The organism is Pontibacter burrus (assembly GCF_010686685.1).
Taxonomy (GTDB): Bacteria; Bacteroidota; Bacteroidia; order Cytophagales; family Hymenobacteraceae; genus Pontibacter; species Pontibacter burrus.
Window position 1 is genome coordinate 229,566 of sequence record NZ_JAAGWD010000006.1, and the last position, 19,186, is coordinate 248,751.

17 protein-coding genes are annotated in these 19,186 nt (G+C 46.1%); 8 read left to right on the forward strand and 9 right to left on the reverse strand.

Features of this window, described 5'->3' with window-relative positions; translation table 11 throughout:
- Positions 1-524 precede the first annotated feature (524 nt).
- Together GXP69_RS14555 and GXP69_RS14560 are read right to left on the reverse strand one after the other, a co-directional pair.
- Positions 525-962, reverse strand: a complete 438-nt coding sequence (locus GXP69_RS14555) for a plastocyanin/azurin family copper-binding protein (RefSeq protein WP_163915806.1) — start codon at positions 960-962, stop codon at positions 525-527.
- 111 nt (positions 963-1,073) lie between these two features.
- Positions 1,074-2,813, reverse strand: a complete 1,740-nt coding sequence (locus GXP69_RS14560) for a L,D-transpeptidase family protein (RefSeq protein ID WP_163915807.1) — start codon at positions 2,811-2,813, stop codon at positions 1,074-1,076.
- 275 nt (positions 2,814-3,088) lie between these two features.
- Here GXP69_RS14560 and GXP69_RS14565 point away from each other — a divergent pair, with 275 nt between their 5' ends.
- On the forward strand, positions 3,089-4,987 hold the full coding sequence (locus tag GXP69_RS14565) for a M1 family metallopeptidase (protein ID WP_235925736.1): 1,899 nt from the start codon (positions 3,089-3,091) through the stop codon (positions 4,985-4,987).
- Positions 4,988-5,125: 138 nt separating this feature from the next.
- On the opposite strand, the gene GXP69_RS14570 is transcribed toward GXP69_RS14565, so the two are convergent.
- Complete coding sequence (locus GXP69_RS14570; RefSeq protein WP_163915808.1) at positions 5,126-5,617, reverse strand: YciE/YciF ferroxidase family protein; 492 nt, start codon at positions 5,615-5,617, stop codon at positions 5,126-5,128.
- A gap of 329 nt (positions 5,618-5,946) precedes the next feature.
- Here GXP69_RS14570 and GXP69_RS14575 point away from each other — a divergent pair, with 329 nt between their 5' ends.
- Positions 5,947-6,840 carry a cyanophycinase gene (locus GXP69_RS14575; RefSeq protein ID WP_163915809.1) on the forward strand — a complete coding sequence of 298 codons (894 nt, stop codon included), beginning with the start codon at positions 5,947-5,949 and terminating at the stop codon, positions 6,838-6,840.
- Here the strand turns inward: GXP69_RS14575 and GXP69_RS14580 are convergent.
- Positions 6,837-7,808 (reverse strand): isoaspartyl peptidase/L-asparaginase family protein, encoded by a 972-nt coding sequence (locus GXP69_RS14580; protein ID WP_163915810.1) that lies wholly within the window; start codon positions 7,806-7,808, stop codon positions 6,837-6,839. The two genes, GXP69_RS14575 and GXP69_RS14580, sit on opposite strands and share 4 nt — an antisense overlap.
- A 159-nt stretch (positions 7,809-7,967) precedes the next feature.
- Here GXP69_RS14580 and GXP69_RS14585 point away from each other — a divergent pair, with 159 nt between their 5' ends.
- Positions 7,968-8,339, forward strand: a complete 372-nt coding sequence (locus GXP69_RS14585) for a DUF3127 domain-containing protein (protein ID WP_163915811.1) — start codon at positions 7,968-7,970, stop codon at positions 8,337-8,339.
- 125 nt (positions 8,340-8,464) lie between these two features.
- Positions 8,465-9,085, forward strand: a complete 621-nt coding sequence (locus GXP69_RS14590; RefSeq protein WP_163915812.1) for an AlbA family DNA-binding domain-containing protein — start codon at positions 8,465-8,467, stop codon at positions 9,083-9,085.
- A gap of 9 nt (positions 9,086-9,094) precedes the next feature.
- Here the strand turns inward: GXP69_RS14590 and GXP69_RS14595 are convergent, their stop codons facing one another.
- Positions 9,095-9,583 (reverse strand): toxin-antitoxin system YwqK family antitoxin, encoded by a 489-nt coding sequence (locus GXP69_RS14595; RefSeq protein ID WP_204282046.1) that lies wholly within the window; start codon positions 9,581-9,583, stop codon positions 9,095-9,097.
- Between the two features lie 290 nt (positions 9,584-9,873).
- Here GXP69_RS14595 and GXP69_RS14600 point away from each other — a divergent pair, with 290 nt between their 5' ends.
- Positions 9,874-11,301: a PhoH family protein gene (locus GXP69_RS14600; protein WP_163915813.1), complete on the forward strand. Its 1,428-nt coding sequence runs from the start codon at positions 9,874-9,876 to the stop codon at positions 11,299-11,301.
- A gap of 164 nt (positions 11,302-11,465) precedes the next feature.
- On the opposite strand, the gene GXP69_RS14605 is transcribed toward GXP69_RS14600, so the two are convergent.
- The gene (locus tag GXP69_RS14605) at positions 11,466-12,002 is read right to left on the reverse strand and encodes a DinB family protein (RefSeq protein WP_163915814.1); all 537 of its coding nucleotides are present in this window, start codon (positions 12,000-12,002) and stop codon (positions 11,466-11,468) included.
- A gap of 4 nt (positions 12,003-12,006) precedes the next feature.
- Positions 12,007-12,567 (reverse strand): SRPBCC family protein, encoded by a 561-nt coding sequence (locus GXP69_RS14610; protein WP_163915815.1) that lies wholly within the window; start codon positions 12,565-12,567, stop codon positions 12,007-12,009.
- 202 nt (positions 12,568-12,769) lie between these two features.
- On the opposite strand from GXP69_RS14610, the gene GXP69_RS14615 reads away from it, so the two are divergent.
- Complete coding sequence (locus GXP69_RS14615) at positions 12,770-13,219, forward strand: YkvA family protein (protein WP_163915816.1); 450 nt, start codon at positions 12,770-12,772, stop codon at positions 13,217-13,219.
- An 826-nt stretch (positions 13,220-14,045) separates the two neighbouring features.
- On the forward strand, positions 14,046-16,358 hold the full coding sequence (locus GXP69_RS14620; protein ID WP_163915817.1) for a S46 family peptidase: 2,313 nt from the start codon (positions 14,046-14,048) through the stop codon (positions 16,356-16,358).
- A gap of 86 nt (positions 16,359-16,444) precedes the next feature.
- Here GXP69_RS14620 and GXP69_RS14625 read toward each other — a convergent pair whose 3' ends face one another.
- Together GXP69_RS14625 and GXP69_RS14630 are read right to left on the reverse strand one after the other, a co-directional pair.
- Positions 16,445-17,587: a DEAD/DEAH box helicase gene (locus GXP69_RS14625; RefSeq protein ID WP_163915818.1), complete on the reverse strand. Its 1,143-nt coding sequence runs from the start codon at positions 17,585-17,587 to the stop codon at positions 16,445-16,447.
- A 188-nt stretch (positions 17,588-17,775) separates the two neighbouring features.
- On the reverse strand, positions 17,776-18,648 hold the full coding sequence (locus tag GXP69_RS14630) for an SDR family oxidoreductase (RefSeq protein ID WP_163915819.1): 873 nt from the start codon (positions 18,646-18,648) through the stop codon (positions 17,776-17,778).
- A gap of 122 nt (positions 18,649-18,770) precedes the next feature.
- Here GXP69_RS14630 and GXP69_RS14635 point away from each other — a divergent pair, with 122 nt between their 5' ends.
- Positions 18,771-19,175, forward strand: a complete 405-nt coding sequence (locus GXP69_RS14635; protein ID WP_163915820.1) for a nuclease A inhibitor family protein — start codon at positions 18,771-18,773, stop codon at positions 19,173-19,175.
- Positions 19,176-19,186: the final 11 nt, after the last annotated feature.

Consider the following 19,186-nt stretch of genomic DNA (forward strand, 5'->3'; position numbering starts at 1 on the left):
CAGCAGTAATAAACGACATAAAAACGCTTTAAACACAACACCACTAATACCTAATCTACAACCAGTTACATCGTCGATAACCTTATCAATACTATGTAATTTACATTTGTATATACATTTGTAAATTCAATGGTTATGGGTATCAAATGTTATGATTTGACTTAGAGTAACTAGATTATAGTTCAGGTGGAGAAGCTAACTATGTGATGCTCAATATTTATTAGAAATTTACACACCATGTCATAATGACACACTGAAAATGCCCCTATGTGGATAAACCGAGTTATCCACAAATCGGTAAAAAGCTAATTTGTAATAGCTTAACTACGTTTATCGCATCTATACTTCACTGCCAAGTATACACCCACAGATGTAATAAAAGCTCCATATATCAACCAAATACCTTATACACTCAACCAACTAAACATCGACTATAATTTTATCAAGATAAGGCGCAGACACTCATAAAAGCAAAACGCCGCTACTCAATAAAGAGTAGCGGCGTTCGCTCTGATGTTAAATGCTTACCTTGTTTCTTTCACAATGAGTACACCCCGCATCTTTTTCCAGTGGTCGGGATACGTGCACACGAAACTATACTCCCCTGGCGGCGGCGCTTTAAACTCGTGGTGTACTGTTTGCCCTGGTAAAGCGAGCGGTGTTCCAGTAAGTACAAGTTCACTGTCTGGGATGTAATTGCCCGGAGATGCTACCTCTGCTCCTGCTAAGGCTACTTCCTTATACTTATCTTTTACCGTAACCACAAAGTTATGAATCATGGTCAGTTCCGTACCTTCGTTTATCAGCGTTAACGAAACAAGTGCATCCGCCGGAACTACCAGTGTATCCTGGTCGTAGTGTATTTCTTCCTGGTTATTGCCAATAGCGCGCAGCGTTAGCTCAACTACCGGCTGTAAGGTTGTATCGGCCTCAACTGCTATAGTTGCTGCTGTATCTGTCATAGCTTGCTCAGTTAGCGGCTCAGAATCGGGTGTACCTGTGTTGCAGGAAGTCAGACCCAAGACAGAAACAAATAGCGCTATCAATCCGGATAGTTTCATACAGCACCTATTTTACCCGAAGAACTCATTTGCCAGTTTCTTGTCGTGCCCATAGATATCGTCGCGGAAGTGAACATTTCCCTCGTCATCCACCCAGCTGGTAAAATACACCAGGTATACCTGTATCTTTTTAGGTAGCGTTATCCAGGTTTCTTCGCCGCCAGCAATTGTCTCATTTATGCGCTGATCCGTCCACTCCGGCATATCTTTAAGTACGTATTTTGCAAGGTCAAGGGGTTTTTCAAGGCGAACACAGCCGTGGCTGAACCCTCGCTCTGTCTGGCTGAAAAGAGCATCGGCAGGAGTATCGTGCAGGTATACATTATACTCGTTCGGGAACAGGAATTTAACATCGCCAAGCGAGTTTTTTGCCCCCGGTCGCTGGCGCACCATGTATTGGAAATTCTTCTGCGTAACGCTTGCCCAGTCAATATCGGAAGCAGAAATTGGCTTTGGATTGCGCTCTTTAGTCACGATCTCCATGTTATTACGATCGAGGTAGCCTGGATCCCGAAGCATGGCCGGTTTAATTTCGCCTTCTACAATGCTGTTCGGCACGTTCCAGTAAGGCGCTAGCACCACGTATTCCATCTTATCGCTAAAAATAGGGGTCGAGTTCAGCTCTTTCCCAACTATCACGCGCATTTCGTACACCTTTTTGTACTCTCTTTCAGCTTCCGGATCGTTGTCCGGGTCCTCGTAGATGTATAGTTTATATTCCGGGATATTTACCCAGATATATTTCTGATCAAGGCTTTTAGGCACCAGGCGCTTCGGTATCCAGCGCCAGCGCTCCATGTTCATCATGATCTGCTGAATGCGATCGTCTACTGATACGTTCATCATGCGCAGGGTATTCCCTCCTACTTTACCGTCTTGGTCCAGACCGTGCAGCAACTGAAACTTTTTAACCTGAGCCACCAGCCCATCATCAAAAACACGCATTTTAGCATCCTTTAAGTTGAGCGGTTGTTCCGGGTTCAGGCGTTTGCGCAGCTGTATTACAACCTGGCCTGTGTCGCCTTTCTGCAGCATTTTCTTATTTGCAAGCTCTATTTTATGCCAGCCACCTGCATCCTGTAGTTTACGGTACCTTTGCAACACATCGCGCAGGTCTGTGTAACCTTTGTGCAGAGCCTCAAATTCGTAGTAAGGATAAGTGCTTTCCCGCTCCTGTAGTATTGTTTGCAGGGCCTTATTAAGCTTTATTTTGTTGCGCTTAACGTTCCAGTCAATAGAGCCAACCTCTGCCGGATTTACCCGCCCGCGGTAGAAGTCTGAAGCATAGTTAAAGTAAGATGCTGTTAAGGCCACATCAATCTCTTCCTGCAGCTTTAAACGGGCAGAATCACGACCACGCATATCGTCATAGCGTTTGATCATGTTTTTCAGATCCACAATTTGGTATTTCTTTGGATCGAGCCCCTCGCGCTTTGAGTCGTCTATAGTTGTCAGAAACTTTTCAGCTTCGGGTACGATCTTATTGTCCCGGAACCAGGCGAGCTCATAGTCTCGGTCGCCATAGAAAAGGTACATCAGATCAGCATGTTGCTTAAAGGCTGCTTTATCACTGATATAGTTTCTGATGAAAAGGCTATCGGTTGTGGTTTGCGGAAGGGCACTTATGCCAAGTATATCACCTATTTTTTTATCTCCATCGTCTTTTTTGTTCTTGTTGCAGCCTGTAAAGGCAAGCAGCATAAACAAAGCAGCCAGGCTAAGAATTGTTCTTTTATAAATACAAGGGTTCATGTGTCTTTGATTAGGTGCAACGTTATAGTGTTTCTAAACTATAGTTCAACAACTATCATGTTATAATACAATTTAAAACACTGCATTTGCATGTTATAAGATGATTTAGCTTTATGTACTCCAACTTTAATTAAAAAGTTATTGCCTAAACTATAGTTTGCACCAGAGTTAAAATGCTGGATATAGAATGGGTTTGCAGGGCAAGGATGGGTTTCAAGGCAGTTTTTCAGGTTAGCCGGAAATGACTAACTTACACAGGAATCTAACCTTTACGTATGAAGCCTTATCAGCAGTATTTATTGGGTTTAGGATTGGCCGGAAGCCTTTGCCTGCCCGCATGCACAACACAAACCAACACCAACACCGAAACTATGACCACAGCACAACAGGCACAAAACCAGATTTCAGAGGATGTGCACAGCTATGCCGAACCTACCAAAGCAGTAGCCCGCCACCTTGACCTGGATATCGCTGTTAATTTTGATACAAAAACCTTAAGCGGCACCGCGAGCTACGATATTGAGAACCTGGCTAAAGGCAACGAAATCATTTTTGACACACGCGGCCTGCAGATTGAAAAAGTATACCTGGGCGACAAACAGGAAGAAACCACTTTCCGCCTGGGCGAGAGCGATAAATACCTGGGCCAGCCCCTGCACATAACTATAAAACCGGAAACAAAGCGTGTAACTATAGTTTATAAAACGTCTCCGGATGCGGCGGCTCTGCAATGGCTGAACCCACAGCAGACAGCCGGCAAAAAGCACCCGTTCCTGTTCACGCAGTCGCAGGCTATCCTGGCCCGCACCTGGATTCCGATTCAGGACAGCCCGGGCATACGCATCACATACAGCGCCAAAGTACAGGTACCTAAAGAGTTGCTTGCCGTTATGAGCGCTGAAAACCCGATAGAGAAGAATGCTACTGGCAACTATAGCTTTGAAATGAAACAACCGATCCCCTCTTACCTGATGGCGCTTTCGGTTGGCGACCTGGTATTTAGTAAAGTTGGGGCGCAAACGGGTATCTACGCTGAACCGGCAACTATAAAAGCTGCTGCTTACGAGTTTGCCGAGATGGACAAAATGCTGGTGGCCGCCGAGAAACTATACGGCAAATACCGTTGGGACCGCTACGACCTGCTCGTGCTTCCGCCTTCGTTCCCGTTTGGCGGCATGGAGAACCCACGCCTTACTTTCGTAACGCCTACTGTGCTGGCTAAAGACCGATCGCTTACCAGCCTGATTGCGCACGAACTGGCGCACAGCTGGAGTGGTAACCTGGTAACCAACGCTACCTGGGATGATTTCTGGCTGAACGAAGGCTTTACCGTATACTTCGAGCGCCGCATTATGGAAGAACTATACGGCAAATCGTATGCTGATATGCTGAATGTGCTGGGCTACCAGGATCTGCAGAATACCCTGAAAGAACTGGGCGAGACAAGCGAGGACACCCGCCTGAAGCTTGACCTGGAAGGCCGTGACCCGGATGAAGGTCTAACCGATATAGCTTACGAGAAAGGCAATTTCTTTTTACAGAACATTGAGCAGGCCGTTGGTCGTCAGAAGTTTGATGCGTTCCTGAACAAGTACTTTAATACTTTTGCCTTCCAGACTACCAACACAGACAAGTTTCTAGAGTTTTTGAGAACAGAGCTGATAAAAGGCGACGAAGCACTGGCTGAGAAGATAAACATCGAAGGTTGGGTATTTTCGCCAGGTTTGCCACAGGATCATGTAGTACCAACCTCAGAGCGCTTTACGAAAGTAGAAGAAAGCTACCAGGCCTGGAAAAATGGCAAACCCGCCGCACAACTCAACACAAAGGATTGGTCGAGCCACGAGTGGCTGCACTTTATACGCATGTTGCCTGAGCAAATGAGCCAACAGCAGTTGCAGGACCTGGACAAAGCCTTTAACCTGACCAACTCAGGTAACTCTGAAGTGCTGGCTGCCTGGTTCATCCATACCATCCGGAACAACTATACCACGGCAGACAAGGCTTTAGAAACATTCCTGACCAATGTAGGCCGTCGTAAGTTCCTGGTACCAATTTACAAAGCGCTGGCTGCCACACCAGAAGGCAAAAAGAAAGCGCTGGCCATTTATGCCAAAGCAAGACCGAATTACCACGCTGTTTCTACTGTAACGCTGGATGAAATGCTGAAATAGAAACTATAAACTATAGCAATTATAACTATAAAAAGAGAAGCCCAACCGTATTGGTTGGGCTTCTTTATGTGTACTCTGTAGCTTTCTTACCTGCTTGGGGAGCCAGGCGAAACGACAGAGTTTGTGCTTTTAAACTTTTTAGCGCTCAGCTTTCAGGTTTACAGCCTGCTCTGCAATCATGGAAAGTTTCTGGTCTGTCTGTTTTTCTTCATCCAGTGTTATACCCAGTTGCTTCACTACATCATTCAGGCCGAGTTGCTTGGCATACGTACAAACTGTGCCATAAGCTGCAATCTCATAATGTTCTACACGCTGTGCGCAGGCAATAAGGGCAGCATCCATTACACTTTCATCGGCACGTTCGCTCATCATCGACTCGCACTCCTTAATAATGCCTTCCATTGCTTTGCAGTGCTCTGAGGTGGCTTTCTTACCTAACATCTTAAATACATCATCCAGACGTTTAATCTGCTGCTCGGTCACTTTCAGGTGTTCCTCAAAAGCAGCCTTCAGCTGGTTTGAGGATGCGGCCTTGATCATTTTAGGCAAAGCCTTTGTGATCTGGTGTTCGGCACTGTAAATGTCCTTCAGTTCATGGATCATCAGATCCTCTAAGTTGTTTAATTTCATAGCTTGGAAAGGTTTAGCGTCTTACATTGCCCGACAGCGGGCTTGTGGACTTACTATACGTGCCCTCAAGGCAAGGGTTAAGCTATATTTGTAATTTTCTTAAACAAAACACTGCTTTAAAAGCATACAAAAGGCTAAATATATAATTATACTAATTTTCAAGAATCTTATACCGGATAGTCTCCTTTTATGAAAAGGCGCACATTTAGCAGCTGTTTTGCAACGAAAAATTTCAGAAACTGTTAGATTTATAGTTACCTGCAGCAGGCAAGCTTGCTGACTGCAGAATTAGTCATTTAAAGTACCATAAACCGAATAAACTTTTACCTGTGAAGAAACCAAAAGGAAAGCTGATAGCAGTTGGCGGAAACGAAGACAAAGGAACTTACCCTAACCCAAAGTCTAAAAAGAAATATTACCTCGATTTTTTTGAGTTGGGCATCTTAAAGAGATTTTTACAGGAGATACCGGCCAGGCAGCCTCAGATCGAAGTTATTACTACTGCATCACTTATTCCTGAAGAAGTTGGCGAGCGTTACCTGAGCGCATTCAGTATTCTGGGTACTGAGAACGTTCGGCTGATGCACATAAAAAATGAAGAAGATGCGCTAAAGCCGGAGTATGTGGAACGCCTGCGGAACGCTGATGGCATTATGATGAGTGGAGGCAACCAGTCGCGGTTAACCCAGATATTTGGCGGCACAGAGTTCCTGGATATAATGAAAAGACGTTACCAGGAAGAGGAGTTTGTGATTGCCGGCACCAGTGCAGGTGCTATGGCCATGTCCCAGATCATGATCAAAGGAGGCAGCGCGCCCGAATCGTTGTTGCGCGGCTCTGTAAAAATGTCGCATGGCTTAGGTTTGATAGACGGTGTTATAATCGACTCGCATTTTGTTGTGCGTGGCCGTTTTGGAAGGCTGATAGAAGCTGTAGTTACACACCCAAAAACGATAGGCATAGGCCTGGGCGAAGATACCGGCGTACTGATTACCGAAGGCGACCTGATTGAAACGATAGGCTCGAACTTAGTAGTTATAGTTGATGGCCATAGCGTGGGCTACACCAACGTACACGATGTACCGGTAGGACGCCCCATCTCTATTGAAAACGTAATGATGCATGTACTTGCCAAAGGCAATGTTTACAACATGGACACCAGAGAGTTCTTTAAAGACGAAGCAACCCAGAAACAAATGATGATGCAGGTTACGCAGCGTTAAACTTTCTGCTGTAGTTTGCTGCTCATACTATCAGGCATCTTGTCCTTGTAAATAGCAATATAAGGTTCCGACCTGCTGTTCATGCAGCCCCGGTACATACCCTCTGAGTTAAAGGGCATGGCAATGTTGCCTTCGTTGTCTACAGCTATAAGGCCACCTTCGCCACCGAGTTGTACCAGCTTCTTTTTTACTACTGTGTCGCAGGCATCCTGCAGACTCAGGCCCTTGTATTCCATTAAGCAGGAAACATCATAAGCAACCACCGCCCTTAAAAAATATTCGCCGTGGCCCGTGCACGATACAGCACAGGTATGGTTGTTTGCATAAGTACCCGCTCCTATCACTGGCGTGTCACCTATTCGGTTATAGTTCTTGTTGGTCATGCCGCCCGTAGAGGTTGCAGATGCAAGGTTTCCCTGCAGGTCCATGGCCACCGCCCCTACTGTACCAAATTTTTCATCTCCTGCAGTATGGTCCAGCATAAATACATCTGAGTCACGTACCTCGCCCCACTGTTTGTAGCGCAAAGCGTCAAAAAAATACTCTTCCGGGGCAAAAGCTATATTCTGCCTGCGGGCAAACTCTTCGGCTCCATAGCCACTCATAAACACATGGTCTGAGTTCTCGATAATGGCGCGTGCGAGGTTCACGGGGTTTTTGATACTATAAACACCTGCAACTGCACCAGCCTGCAGTGTTTTTCCGCACATAATAGCGGCATCCATTTCGTGCTTGCCATGCTTGGTAAAAACAGATCCTCTTCCGGCATTAAACAATGGTGTGTCTTCCAGAGCAACTACCGTGTGTTGCACGGCATCCAGGGCAGATCCGCCCTGCGCTAGTATGGCAGCCCCTACTTCCAGTGCTTCGCGCAGCGCAGTTTTATACTTTACTTCCAGTTCGGGTGTCATAGATGCCGGGGTAATGGTACCGGCACCACCATGTATTGCAATCGAAAAATGAGCCATGTATAAGTAATAGTAATTAATTTAATGTTCTTTACGGGCACGGTCAGGGAGTGGCTGCAGTTTGCAAAAAAAGTGCATTTGTTCTGCATAAAAACACATTTGATATGCCCTAATTTCGTATCTTTGTAATTAAGTTAATTTAATAAAAATACAGAAATTATGTCGTTTGATATCCAAGGAAAACTGCACGAGATCTTCGCGGAAAACCAGGTAAGTGATAAATTCAGAAAGCGCGAGTTCGTGCTTGAAATTCCGGATGGCTCTTATACTCAGTACGCTAAGTTCCAGTTGACTCAGGACAAGTGCAACCTGCTAGACCAGTTCCAGAAAGGCCAGGAAGTAAAAGTTACATTCAACTTGTCGGGTAAGCCTTTCGTGAAAAACGGTGAGACGCTTTACTTTACCAACCTGCAGGCCTGGAGACTGGAACCAGCAAACGCCGGCGGTAATTTTGGTAACGCCCCTGCAGCCGCTCCGGCTCAGGCTCCTACGTTCTATTCATCTGATGCTGATAATGACCTGCCTTTCTAAGCGCAGAAGTAATATAAACAGAAAAGCGGGCCTTAAAGTCCGCTTTTTTTATGGCTACCAAGGCAAACCTTTCGCGTAAAGTATAGTACACTTTGCCCATCTGCCCTTTAACTCTTGTTGAAACTATGGACGAACTCCAGCGCCTGATCTGGCAGGGCGAAAACGACCAGGTAGATTTTAAGCAACGCGTAACACAGCCCGAGAAAATTGCCCGAACCATGGTATCGTTTGCCAACACGCGCGGCGGCACCATCCTGATCGGTGTAAAAGACAACGGCACCGTTACGGGTATAGACCCCGAAGAAGAGAAGCACACGCTGCAATTGGCTGCAGATTTTTACTGCAACCCACCGGTAACACTGACTTTTGAAGAACTGGAAGCCGAAAGGCGCATTGTGCTGAAGGTAACTATAGCTGAGAGCTCCACCAAACCGCATTTTGCCAAAATAAAAGAAGACGAATGGCGCGGTTATGTGCGTGTAAAAGACACCAGCGTGCAAACCAGTAAAATGGTAAACAAAGTGCTGGAACACGAAGCACCGCAGTTCGAGAGCTTACAACTGGACCGCCACGAGAATGCAGCCCTGGAGATGCTGCAAAAGCAACCGCGCATCACCCTTAAACAGTACATGAAGGCCGCTAACCTGTCAGAGCGCCGGGCATACCGCATACTGGTTAAACTGGTAATACACGGCTACCTGCGCCTGCACGACAAGGAAAAGGAAGACTACTATACTCTTAGCTAGAACTGCAGGTTAATCTTTCCGGCCAAGCAGGTTTCCTTTCAGGTAGGTTTCGGTATGGCTATAGTTGCCTTGCTCGTCGTACACCTGCCATTCTCCTTCCCAATAATAGTGCGCCATTTCAGAATTGCTGATCATTTTGGCAGTGCCTACTTTAGCCAGTTTCCCGTTCTGATGGTATTTCCTTACCTGGATGTTGTCTGAGCCTCGCTTGTACTTCTCAACCATGTATAAACCACCCTCAGGGTAATAGTAACGCCATTTACCAGCTTCTTTGCCATGCCTGAAACGCCCGTTCCGGATCAGATCTTGGTCGTTGTTGATATAGATTTTCCAGCGCCCATGATAATTACCTTCCTTGTCAAAAGCATTTGTCCGGAAAGGCTGGTACCACTTTTTAATTCTAACTGGTTTGGAAGAGTCTGTAATAGACTCGATCTGCGCCTGAACTGCCATGGGCAGCGTTGCAAGAAATAGCGATAAAAATAAGATTCGGTTCATAGATATAGTGGTTAAGGTGACAGGATGCCGGAACAAATTACAATTATTTTACTGTATAACTAAGAATTTAGTTATAAATAACTTCTTCATTCTGAAGCACCTGCAAATGTGTGCTGTAACACTTCATAAACTATAGTTTCAAACTATAGCAAAAAGCCTATAAAAACACCCCCGCCAGCCATGCTTTCACGTACACTAAACTATAAGTTCGCCTCCCATTTCTAAACCTGAACTTATGCATACTGCCACTAATACAGGCAGAATTGGTTTCCACCCTTAACCAAGTTTTTATGCCAAAAGCAAACGCATCAACAGCAAAAGAGAAATCAGCTAAAACCGCTCCTGCTTCTAAAACCAGCCACGTACGTGCACCAAAAGCCAGTAGCAAAACACTAAGCGCCACGGAGCGTAAGGTATTTGTGCTCGATACATCGGTTATACTCTACGATCATAGTGCCATCCAGAACTTTCAGGAGCATGATGTAGCCATACCCATAACTGTGCTTGAAGAGCTTGATAACTTCAAGAAAGGCAACGATATCAAGAACTTTGAGGCCCGTGAGTTTATCCGCTTTATCGATAAACTGTCAGCTGAGCACAAACTGCAGGAATGGATTCCATTGAACGGCAAGACCAAAGGCAGTTTCAGGGTAGTGATGAACCAGAGCGTGAGCCTGGATGCTGTTAAAGTATTCGGGGATAAGAACGACCATCATATCCTGAATTCTGCCATCCAGATACAACAGGAACAGCCGGACCGCAAGGTGGTGCTGGTAACAAAAGACATTAACCTGCGCCTGAAAGCCCGTGCCCTGAACCTGATCTCGGAAGATTATGAAACCGGAAAGATACAGGACGTAGCTGGTCTTTATACCGGAAGCGACACTTTGGAAGATGTACCGGCCAATTTGATAAATGAACTGTATGAAAAAGGAGTCTGTGAGGCAGATAATATATTGCCTACTCCCCCGCTGGACAATCACTTCTTCATACTGAAAAGCTTTAAGAACTCCGTTTTATCGTTCTATAATTCAGCTGATAAAGTACTGGAGCGCGTTGATAAACATAACGCTTTCGGAGTTAAGCCACGCAATGCCGAACAGGCTTTTGCCCTGCATGCCTTGCTGAACCCGAACATAAAACTGGTATCGGTGCAGGGCGTGGCTGGCACTGGTAAAACCTTACTGGCACTGGCGAGTGCTTTGGAGCAGCGTCGCAACTATAAACAGATCTACCTGGCAAGGCCAATTGTTCCGCTCAGTAATAAAGACATCGGTTATCTGCCCGGCGATATTAAGTCGAAATTGAACCCGTATATGGAGCCGCTTTGGGATAACCTGAAGTACATTCAGAACCAATACCCGGAGACCAGTAAGGAGTATCAGAAAATAAAGGACATGGTGGAGCAGGAAAAACTGATGATCACACCGCTGGCTTACATTCGCGGCAGAAGCCTTTCGAATATTATTTTTATAGTTGACGAAGCACAGAACCTGACTCCGCACGAAGTGAAAACGATCATTTCACGGGCCGGCGAAAACACCAAGATCATCTTTACCGGAGATATCTACCAGATCGACACGCCATACCTCGACTCTCAAAGTAATGGTTTATCTTACCTGATAGATCGTGCTAAGAACCACCCACTTTACGCGCACATCACATTACTAAAAGGAGAAAGATCTGAGCTCGCCAACCTGGCAAATGAACTGCTATAGTTTTGGAGTTAGAGAGTTTTGGAGTTTGGGAGATGTAGACTCTCAATCCTACTTGAATTTAGCTTATACTCTATTGCATTCAGAAATCTGAAATTATCTTTTATAAACTATAAAGCCGCTGTTGAATTTTGACAGCGGCTTTATAGTTTGTGGTCCCAGCATATTTAAGCCTTCAGCTTCAGGTAACGTTCTTTCAGAATGCCCATATGGTGACGTTCGTGAGCAGCTACAATGTGTATGAGCGCACGTACGGTTATTGGCTTTCCATTTGCATTACCGGTATAACTCAACATATCAGCAGTGAAACTTCGAAACAGGTAGATGTTTGATTTCCGCACCAGTTCATATTCCTCCAGCATATCCCTCAGCAAGCGAATGTTTGCCATCGAGTTATAAGCATAAGTATTCTCATCGAAACCCGGTAGTGGAGCCTCTTCGCCGCGCGCAATGCATAAAGCTCTGTATGCAAATATCCGCTCAGAGTCTATCATGTGCTGTAAAAGCTCTTTTATTGACCATTTACCTTCGGCATACCCTACCTGGGCCTGCTCCTCCGTTACGGGCAATAGCATAGAGCGCAGATCCAGCGCCTGCTGTTCAAGCAGGTAAAAAAGATCTCCCTGTTCCGGTAATTGCCGCATATAAGTATGGTAATACTCCGGATATTCAGTTTGTTGCGGTCTTTCAATGATGAGTGCCATAGTTCTATTTCTTAGCGGTGTTATGTTTTGTATCGGTAATAAGCGCGTTCAGGTTACTTAAGCCTTGTTGCACTTCGTTCTGCGTCTTATAATTAAACCACACGCCTTTGTAAAGCGCCAGTATATTGTCTTCCAGCGGTGTTTTCTGTAGCCAGGTAACCAGCGTTGTGCCGTTTTCATATTTTTGTAGGGTAAAAGCGCCTTTGGTAACTATAGTTTGTCCCTGCTGCTTGAGGTCATAGCTCAGGCTGTCGGGGGCTGTGCTGGTTGTAAAAACCATTTGCCAGGTACCTGTTTTATCGCCACTCCAGCTTTGCCTTGCCCCTTCCCCGCTCAATGGTCCACCATACATATAGATCAGCGTCGGGTCGTAGGTAGTGTTCCATGCGCTCCAGCGTTTCCATTCTGTAGGGTTATTCAGCAGTGGAAATATTTTCTCAGGAGCAGCATTAATAACAATACTTTGCTTTACTACCGCTTCACGGGGCAGTTTGTATGAGACCCCGATCACACCAACAGCCAGTATGGCCAGCAATACAGCACAGATCTTGAGCAGAAGCTTCATAAAATTAGCAGAAAAAGAAACGGTTTTATCTTAATACAATAAGCCGATATTTATCTCTAATTTAAGGCAAGTAAGAGGTGCAAAACAATAGGCAGCGAGGTAATATTTTAGTATCGGTAAAAGTGTTTTAAAAGTGCATTTAAACAGCTAAAACAACATATTATTCGTAAGGTATAGCATTTACAAGTATAACTCTGACACTATGTTACAGGATTTAATACAAAAAGGCCTTCGATTATCGCAACACGCCATCTTCCGGAAGTTTGTAGGTAAGGCCGGTGGAGTACTAGCCAGGCCAGCCAAACTAGCCATCTTACTTACCTCTGCTTACGATAAACTGATAGATACAAACAGCACACAAAGCGGCTTTGCACAGATAAAGGACGTGATGCAAACGTTTATACGACTGGTTAAAGCTTATGCTAACGGCAGTTACCGCTCGGTTTCCAACAGGTCGCTTCTCCTTGGTATAGGAGTGTTGCTTTATCTTGTAACACCTATCGATGTTATCCCGGATTTTATACCGGTGCTGGGTTTACTGGATGATATCAGTTTGATGGCTTGGTTTGTAAATGCTTTTCAGAAAGAGATCACGAATTTCAGAGAATGGGAGATGCATCGAAGTCCACAGCCGAATATGGGGGTTTTGTAACAGGTATTTTGTCATAGCGAAGAATGCAATGAGAAATCTATCGCAAACTATAGTTCTGTTTTGTCATTCTGAGCATTCTTGAGACGCGAGTCGAAGAGAGCCAGCGTAGCTGTGAAGGATCTTATTTGCCCTATAGTTGACTATAGTTACAACTCGACACAAGCAGTTTCTTTCATAGTTCCCGTTTATCCTGGGAGCTCTACCAACCTACTGCTTTATAGTTGCTTTGGTGGGCTCATGGCCGCGAGGCCTCGTCTTTGCGTTTCGCGCTGCTTTCGCTTACTTGGCTCGTGCCTCGCCATGCCTGACGGCACCGGAACCTCTCGAGGCGCTCAACCCAAAGACTGAAATCAATTCGATAGCTAAACTATAGTTTAGCTTAACAGCTATAGCTCTGTGGCTTTTTCGTAGTTATAGTTACAAAGGGCAGGCTGTGCCTGCCTGTTCATGGTCTGGAACTATAGAACTCTAAAAAAACTATAGCAAAGGCAGGATTCCCCTCTTGGGAGGGGCAGGGTGGGTTAATTGCTAACTATAGAAATAGAGCCAGCGACTTTATTTTTACCTGTCCCTGCCGGGCCAGTTGAGTCAAGAGATTCAACACTATAGTTAGACACGGGTTACAAACCCGCGCCAGCAAAAGGATAAACAATAGCTGTTAATCATGAAAATCCTTAAATCCTGTAAATCTTGATTCAGACAATGCTCCCTCCCAAACTCCCAAACTCACTAACTCACAAACTCCTCAACTCTCTAACTCTTTTGCATCCTTAGGCATTTTAGAGTAATTTCAGCCAGTCAAATTTTAACAACTATACTTTCATCCATGATCAGTAAACGCATTTATGCTTTTATAGCAGCTGCTATGCTGAGTATCGGAATCAGCTCTGCCCGCCCCGACGAAGGCATGTGGCTGCCTATGCTCCTTAAACAGCTAAACGAGTCTGACATGCAGAAAAAGGGCATGAAGCTCACTGCCGACGACATTTATAGTGTAAACCAGTCCAGCTTAAAAGATGCCATCGTGTCTTTTGGCGGGTTCTGTACCGGCGAAATGATATCTCCGGAAGGCTTGTTGCTGACCAACCACCACTGCGGTTACGGGCAGATACAGCAGCACAGCTCCGTAGAAAACGATTACCTGACCAAAGGCTTCTGGGCCATGGATAAAAGCCAGGAATTGCCTAACCCGGGCCTGACTGCCACTTTTATCGTGCGCATGGAAGATGTGACCAAGCAGATTTTAGCCGGAACTGAGAACGCTAAAACCGAAGCTCAGCGCGAAGCCATCATCCAGAAAAATATTGCCAAAGTACGCCAGGAAACTACTGCCGGCTCGCATTACGACGCCGTAATCCGTCCGTTTTTCTATGGCAACGAGTATTACATGTATGTTACCGAAACCTTCAAGGACATCCGCCTGGTAGGTGCACCGCCATCAGCAATTGGTAAGTTTGGTGGCGATACAGATAACTGGATGTGGCCACGCCATACCGGAGACTTTGCCTTATTCCGTATTTACGCCGGCCCTAACAACGAGCCGGCAGAGTACTCTCCTAACAACAAGCCTTATAAGCCGAAGCATCACCTGCCAATCTCATTGAGCGGTGTAAAGGAGAATGACTTTACGATGGTGTTTGGTTTCCCGGGCCGTACTAACGAGTACCTGACCTCACACGCCATCGAGGAAATCTACAATGTATCGAACCCGGCGAAGATCAAAATTCGCACTACAAAGCTGAACGTGCTGGATGAGGACATGAAAGCTTCGGATGCGGTGCGTATACAGTATGCAGCCAAACACGCCAGCATAGCCAACGCCTGGAAAAAATGGCAGGGCGAGAACCGTGGTCTGCGCAAAGCCAATACCATACAGAAGAAAAAAGAACTGGAGCGCCAGTTTATAACCTGGGTTAATGCCGATGCAGCACGTAAGCAGCAGTATGGCAACTTAATGGCAGAGTTCGGAAAGAACTACAAAGCGCTGGATGGCATCACCATTTCCCGCGATTATATTATGGAAGCGGCGAACGGCGTGGAGCTGATCCGTTATGCAACCGGTTTTGCCAAACTACAGCAACTGATCGACAGCAAAGCATCGCAGAATGAGATAAATGCCGAGGCTGACAAGTTGGAGCGTGCTGCTGCGGTTTACTTTAAAAACTACAACGCCCCTACCGACCAGAAAGTGTTTGTTGCTTTAATGGGCTTATACTATAACGACCTGGACAAAAAGCTGCTTCCGGAAGCGGTAAAAACTGCCGGCGATAAAAACAAAGGCGATTTCACGAAACTGGCAAGCGACATCTACAGCAAAACTAACCTTGCATCTGAAGCAGGTGTTAAAAAGATGCTGGCCGATGTAAAAGCAGGTAAAACAGATGCGCTGAAAAAAGATCCTGCCTTTGTGCTTGCCAACGCAATTGATACGCATTACCGTACGCAGGTGCTGCCAACTTATAATGCAGTAAACGATAACCTGAACCTGCTGTACAGATCGTACATGAACGGTCTGCGTGCCATGCAACAGGACAAAAAGTTCTACCCGGATGCTAACTCTACGCTTCGTGTGGCTTATGGCAAAGTAGAACCTTACAAACCTGTAGATGGTGTTTCTTACGACTACTTTACAACCCTGGAAGGTGTAATGGAAAAAGCCGCCATGACGGAAGTAGAGGATTATGTGATTCCTGAAAAACTGCGTGAGCTGTACAGAAACAAGGATTACGGACGCTACGGAGTAAATGGCAAAATGCCGGTAGGCTTTGTTTCATCTAACCATACAACGGGTGGTAACTCAGGCTCGCCGGTTATCAATGCCAATGGTCAGCTGATCGGTATTAACTTCGACCGTAACTGGGAAGGCACTATGAGCGACATCGCATATAACCCGGATCAGGTGCGTAACATTGCTGTTGATGCCCGTTACATGCTGTTTATAGTTGATAAATTTGCCGGCGCCGGCCACCTGGTGCAGGAAATGACACTGGTGACAGACGATACATCTGGCCTTCCGCAGGTAGATAGCCGCAGCAAAGCAGGTGCTACCAATCTTTCTAAAAAAGAGCAGCGCAAAGCTGAAAAAGCAGCCAAGAAAGCTGCCAAAAAGAAGGAAAAAGAAGCAGCAGAAGTAAACTAAACTATAGTTTATAGTTACAAAAAAGCCCCGCCTATAGTTTAGGTGGGGCTTTTTTGTATATCAATATAGAGCAATAGCCTGGTAAGTTACATTCCCTTTAGTTCAACCTCATCGGCCGGAACTATAGTTACCTGTCTGCCCATTTTCTTCTGGATAATTCTAAAGTGATGCTGGTCTTCGGGTGTTATAAGCGAGATAGCTTTGCCTGAAGCCTCTGCCCTGCCCGTACGGCCTATGCGGTGTATGTAATCTTTCGGCGAGCGTGGCAATTCATAGTTTATAACGTAGGGCAAAAACTGTATATCGATGCCTCGCGAAGCCAGGTCAGTAGCTACCAGAACCCGCAGTTTACCGGCCTTAAATTGTTTCAGGGCTTCGGTACGCGCGCCCTGGCTTTTGTCTCCGTGCAAAGCAGCAGCTTCTATTCCGTTTTTCTTTAGCTTACCTACTATATTATCTGCCGTCCGGATGGACGATGCAAAAACCAGCACCTGCTGCATGTTCTCCTGCTTTATCAGGTAACGTAAAAAGGGACCTTTCTTCTCCGGACTAATCAGGTACGCCACCTGTTCAATCATTTCAGGTACGGTTTCCTGTGCTTCTACCTGTATGGTTACAGGATTGTGCAGCTGCGTTTCAACTATAGTTGCCACATCGCCGCCAAGCGTTGCTGAGAACAACAGATTCTGGCGCTTTTTGGGCAGCAGGGCAAACAACTGGTCCATCTCTTCTTTAAAGCCCAGGTTCAGCATCTTATCGGCCTCGTCCAGCACCAGTATTTTAACTTCCGAAAGTTTTACCGCATTATGGTTTACCAGATCAAGCAACCTGCCAGGCGTCGCAATAAGTACATCCGTTCCGCTCAGTTTCATCATTTGCGGGTTTATGGATACCCCGCCATAAACGGCCATTGTCTTTAGCTTCTGTGGCAGATAAGCGCTGAGGGCACGAAATGTCTCTTCTACCTGCACGGCCAGCTCACGTGTGGGTACCAGCACCAGTGCAGCCACATACCGGTTACGACTTGTGGTTTTACGGAGCAGTAACTCCAGAACAGGCAACGCAAATGCAGCCGTTTTCCCGGAGCCGGTCTGGGCAATACCCAGCACATCCTGACCTTTCAGAACAGCAGGAATAGCCTGCTCCTGAATAGGAAACGGAGTGGTAAACCCGGCTGCTTCCGTACCTTTTACTAACCCCTGTGATAAACCAAACGACAAAAAAGTCATGCTCCTGAACTATAGTTTAAAATATACTGCAAAGATACGGGCTAATACCGGAGTTGCTCAGCAAGCGTGAAATTAAGTTAGGAACCTTGTTCAAGACATTAACCAGAACACTAAAACAGTATAGCTATAGTTTGACAGCAACAAAAAAAGCAGTGGTTTGGAGCCACTGCTTTTATGTTATGGTTTACTTACTGGCCTTTGCCGCGCATCTGCTTTTCCATGGCATCCCACATTTCCTGCGGAATCATATCAAAAGCATTAAACTCGCCGGCGCCGTACAGCCATTCGCCACCATCTATAGTTACCACTTCGCCGTTCACAAACGAAGCGTAATCCGATACAAGGTAAGCGGCCAGGTTTGCCAGTTCCTGGTGCTCGCCAAATCGCCCTACCGGGATACGCTTTACAGGGTCCAGTTTATCGGCCAGTTGTTTCGGGAAAAGGCGTGTCCAGGCACCTTCTGTCGGGAATGGCCCCGGTGCAATGGCATTTGACCGGATACCATATTTTGCCCATTCCGATGCCAGTGAGCGCGTCATGGCCAGTACACCAGCCTTAGCGCAGGCCGAAGGAACCACATAACCAGAGCCGGTCCAGGCATAGGTAGTTACAATGTTTAGTATAGTGGCCTGCTGCTTCTGCTCTATCCAGTGTTTGCCTAACGCAAGCGTACAGTTATAGCTTCCTTTCAATACAATATCGGTAATCACATCAAATGCTTTATGGCTCAGGCGCTCTGTTGGGCTCACAAAGTTACCGGCTGCATTATTTACCAGCACATCTACTCGGCCAAACTTTTCCAGCGTGGCCTGCAGCATGGCTTCTATCTCGTTGTATTTGCGCACGTCGCAGGCTATAGGGAGTACCTGACCGCCGGTTTCCTGCATCAATTCCTGCGCCGTTTTCTCCAGCACATCCAGCTTCCGGCTGCAGATCACGATGTTCGCGCCCAGCTCCAGAAAATATTTTACCATGGAGCGACCCAACCCGGTGCCACCGCCTGTAACTATAATTGTTTTGCCCTGCAGGGCACCTTCTTTCAGCATTGGTTCTGCCTTCATACTTTTATTTGTTTAAAGTGAGATTAGCTTCGTATACTAGCTGCTACGTAGATGTTTGCTAAATATAAGCAACCATCACGGCAAATGCTTATAGTTACGACAAATTAAACCTTAACCTGCTTATGAACCAGGAACAACTACAGAACGAGCTAAAGCCGCTATACGACGGCCTGCTGATGCGAAGCGAAACAGACAGCCCGTTTGAGTTCTACTACTTCGAAAACACGCAGGGCCTACCCCTGAACGCCGACACCGTAGCCAAGCTGACCGGAAAGTCGAACGGAAGTGAGATAAAAACGGAGCCGCTCGATCACTTTTTCCGAAACATGGTTCGCCTGTACCCTGAAGACGGCGAAGACCGCAAACAGGAAGCGGAACGGTACAAAAAATTGCAGGAGAGGTTGCAGGCCCTGTTACAACATGTGCAGGTCTACAAAGCCGACGAAATAAGCATCACGGCCTACCTGCTGGGCCAGCTCCCCAACGGCGACATTGCCGGTCTGCGCACGGTAGTAGTAGAAACCTGAAATAAAAACAG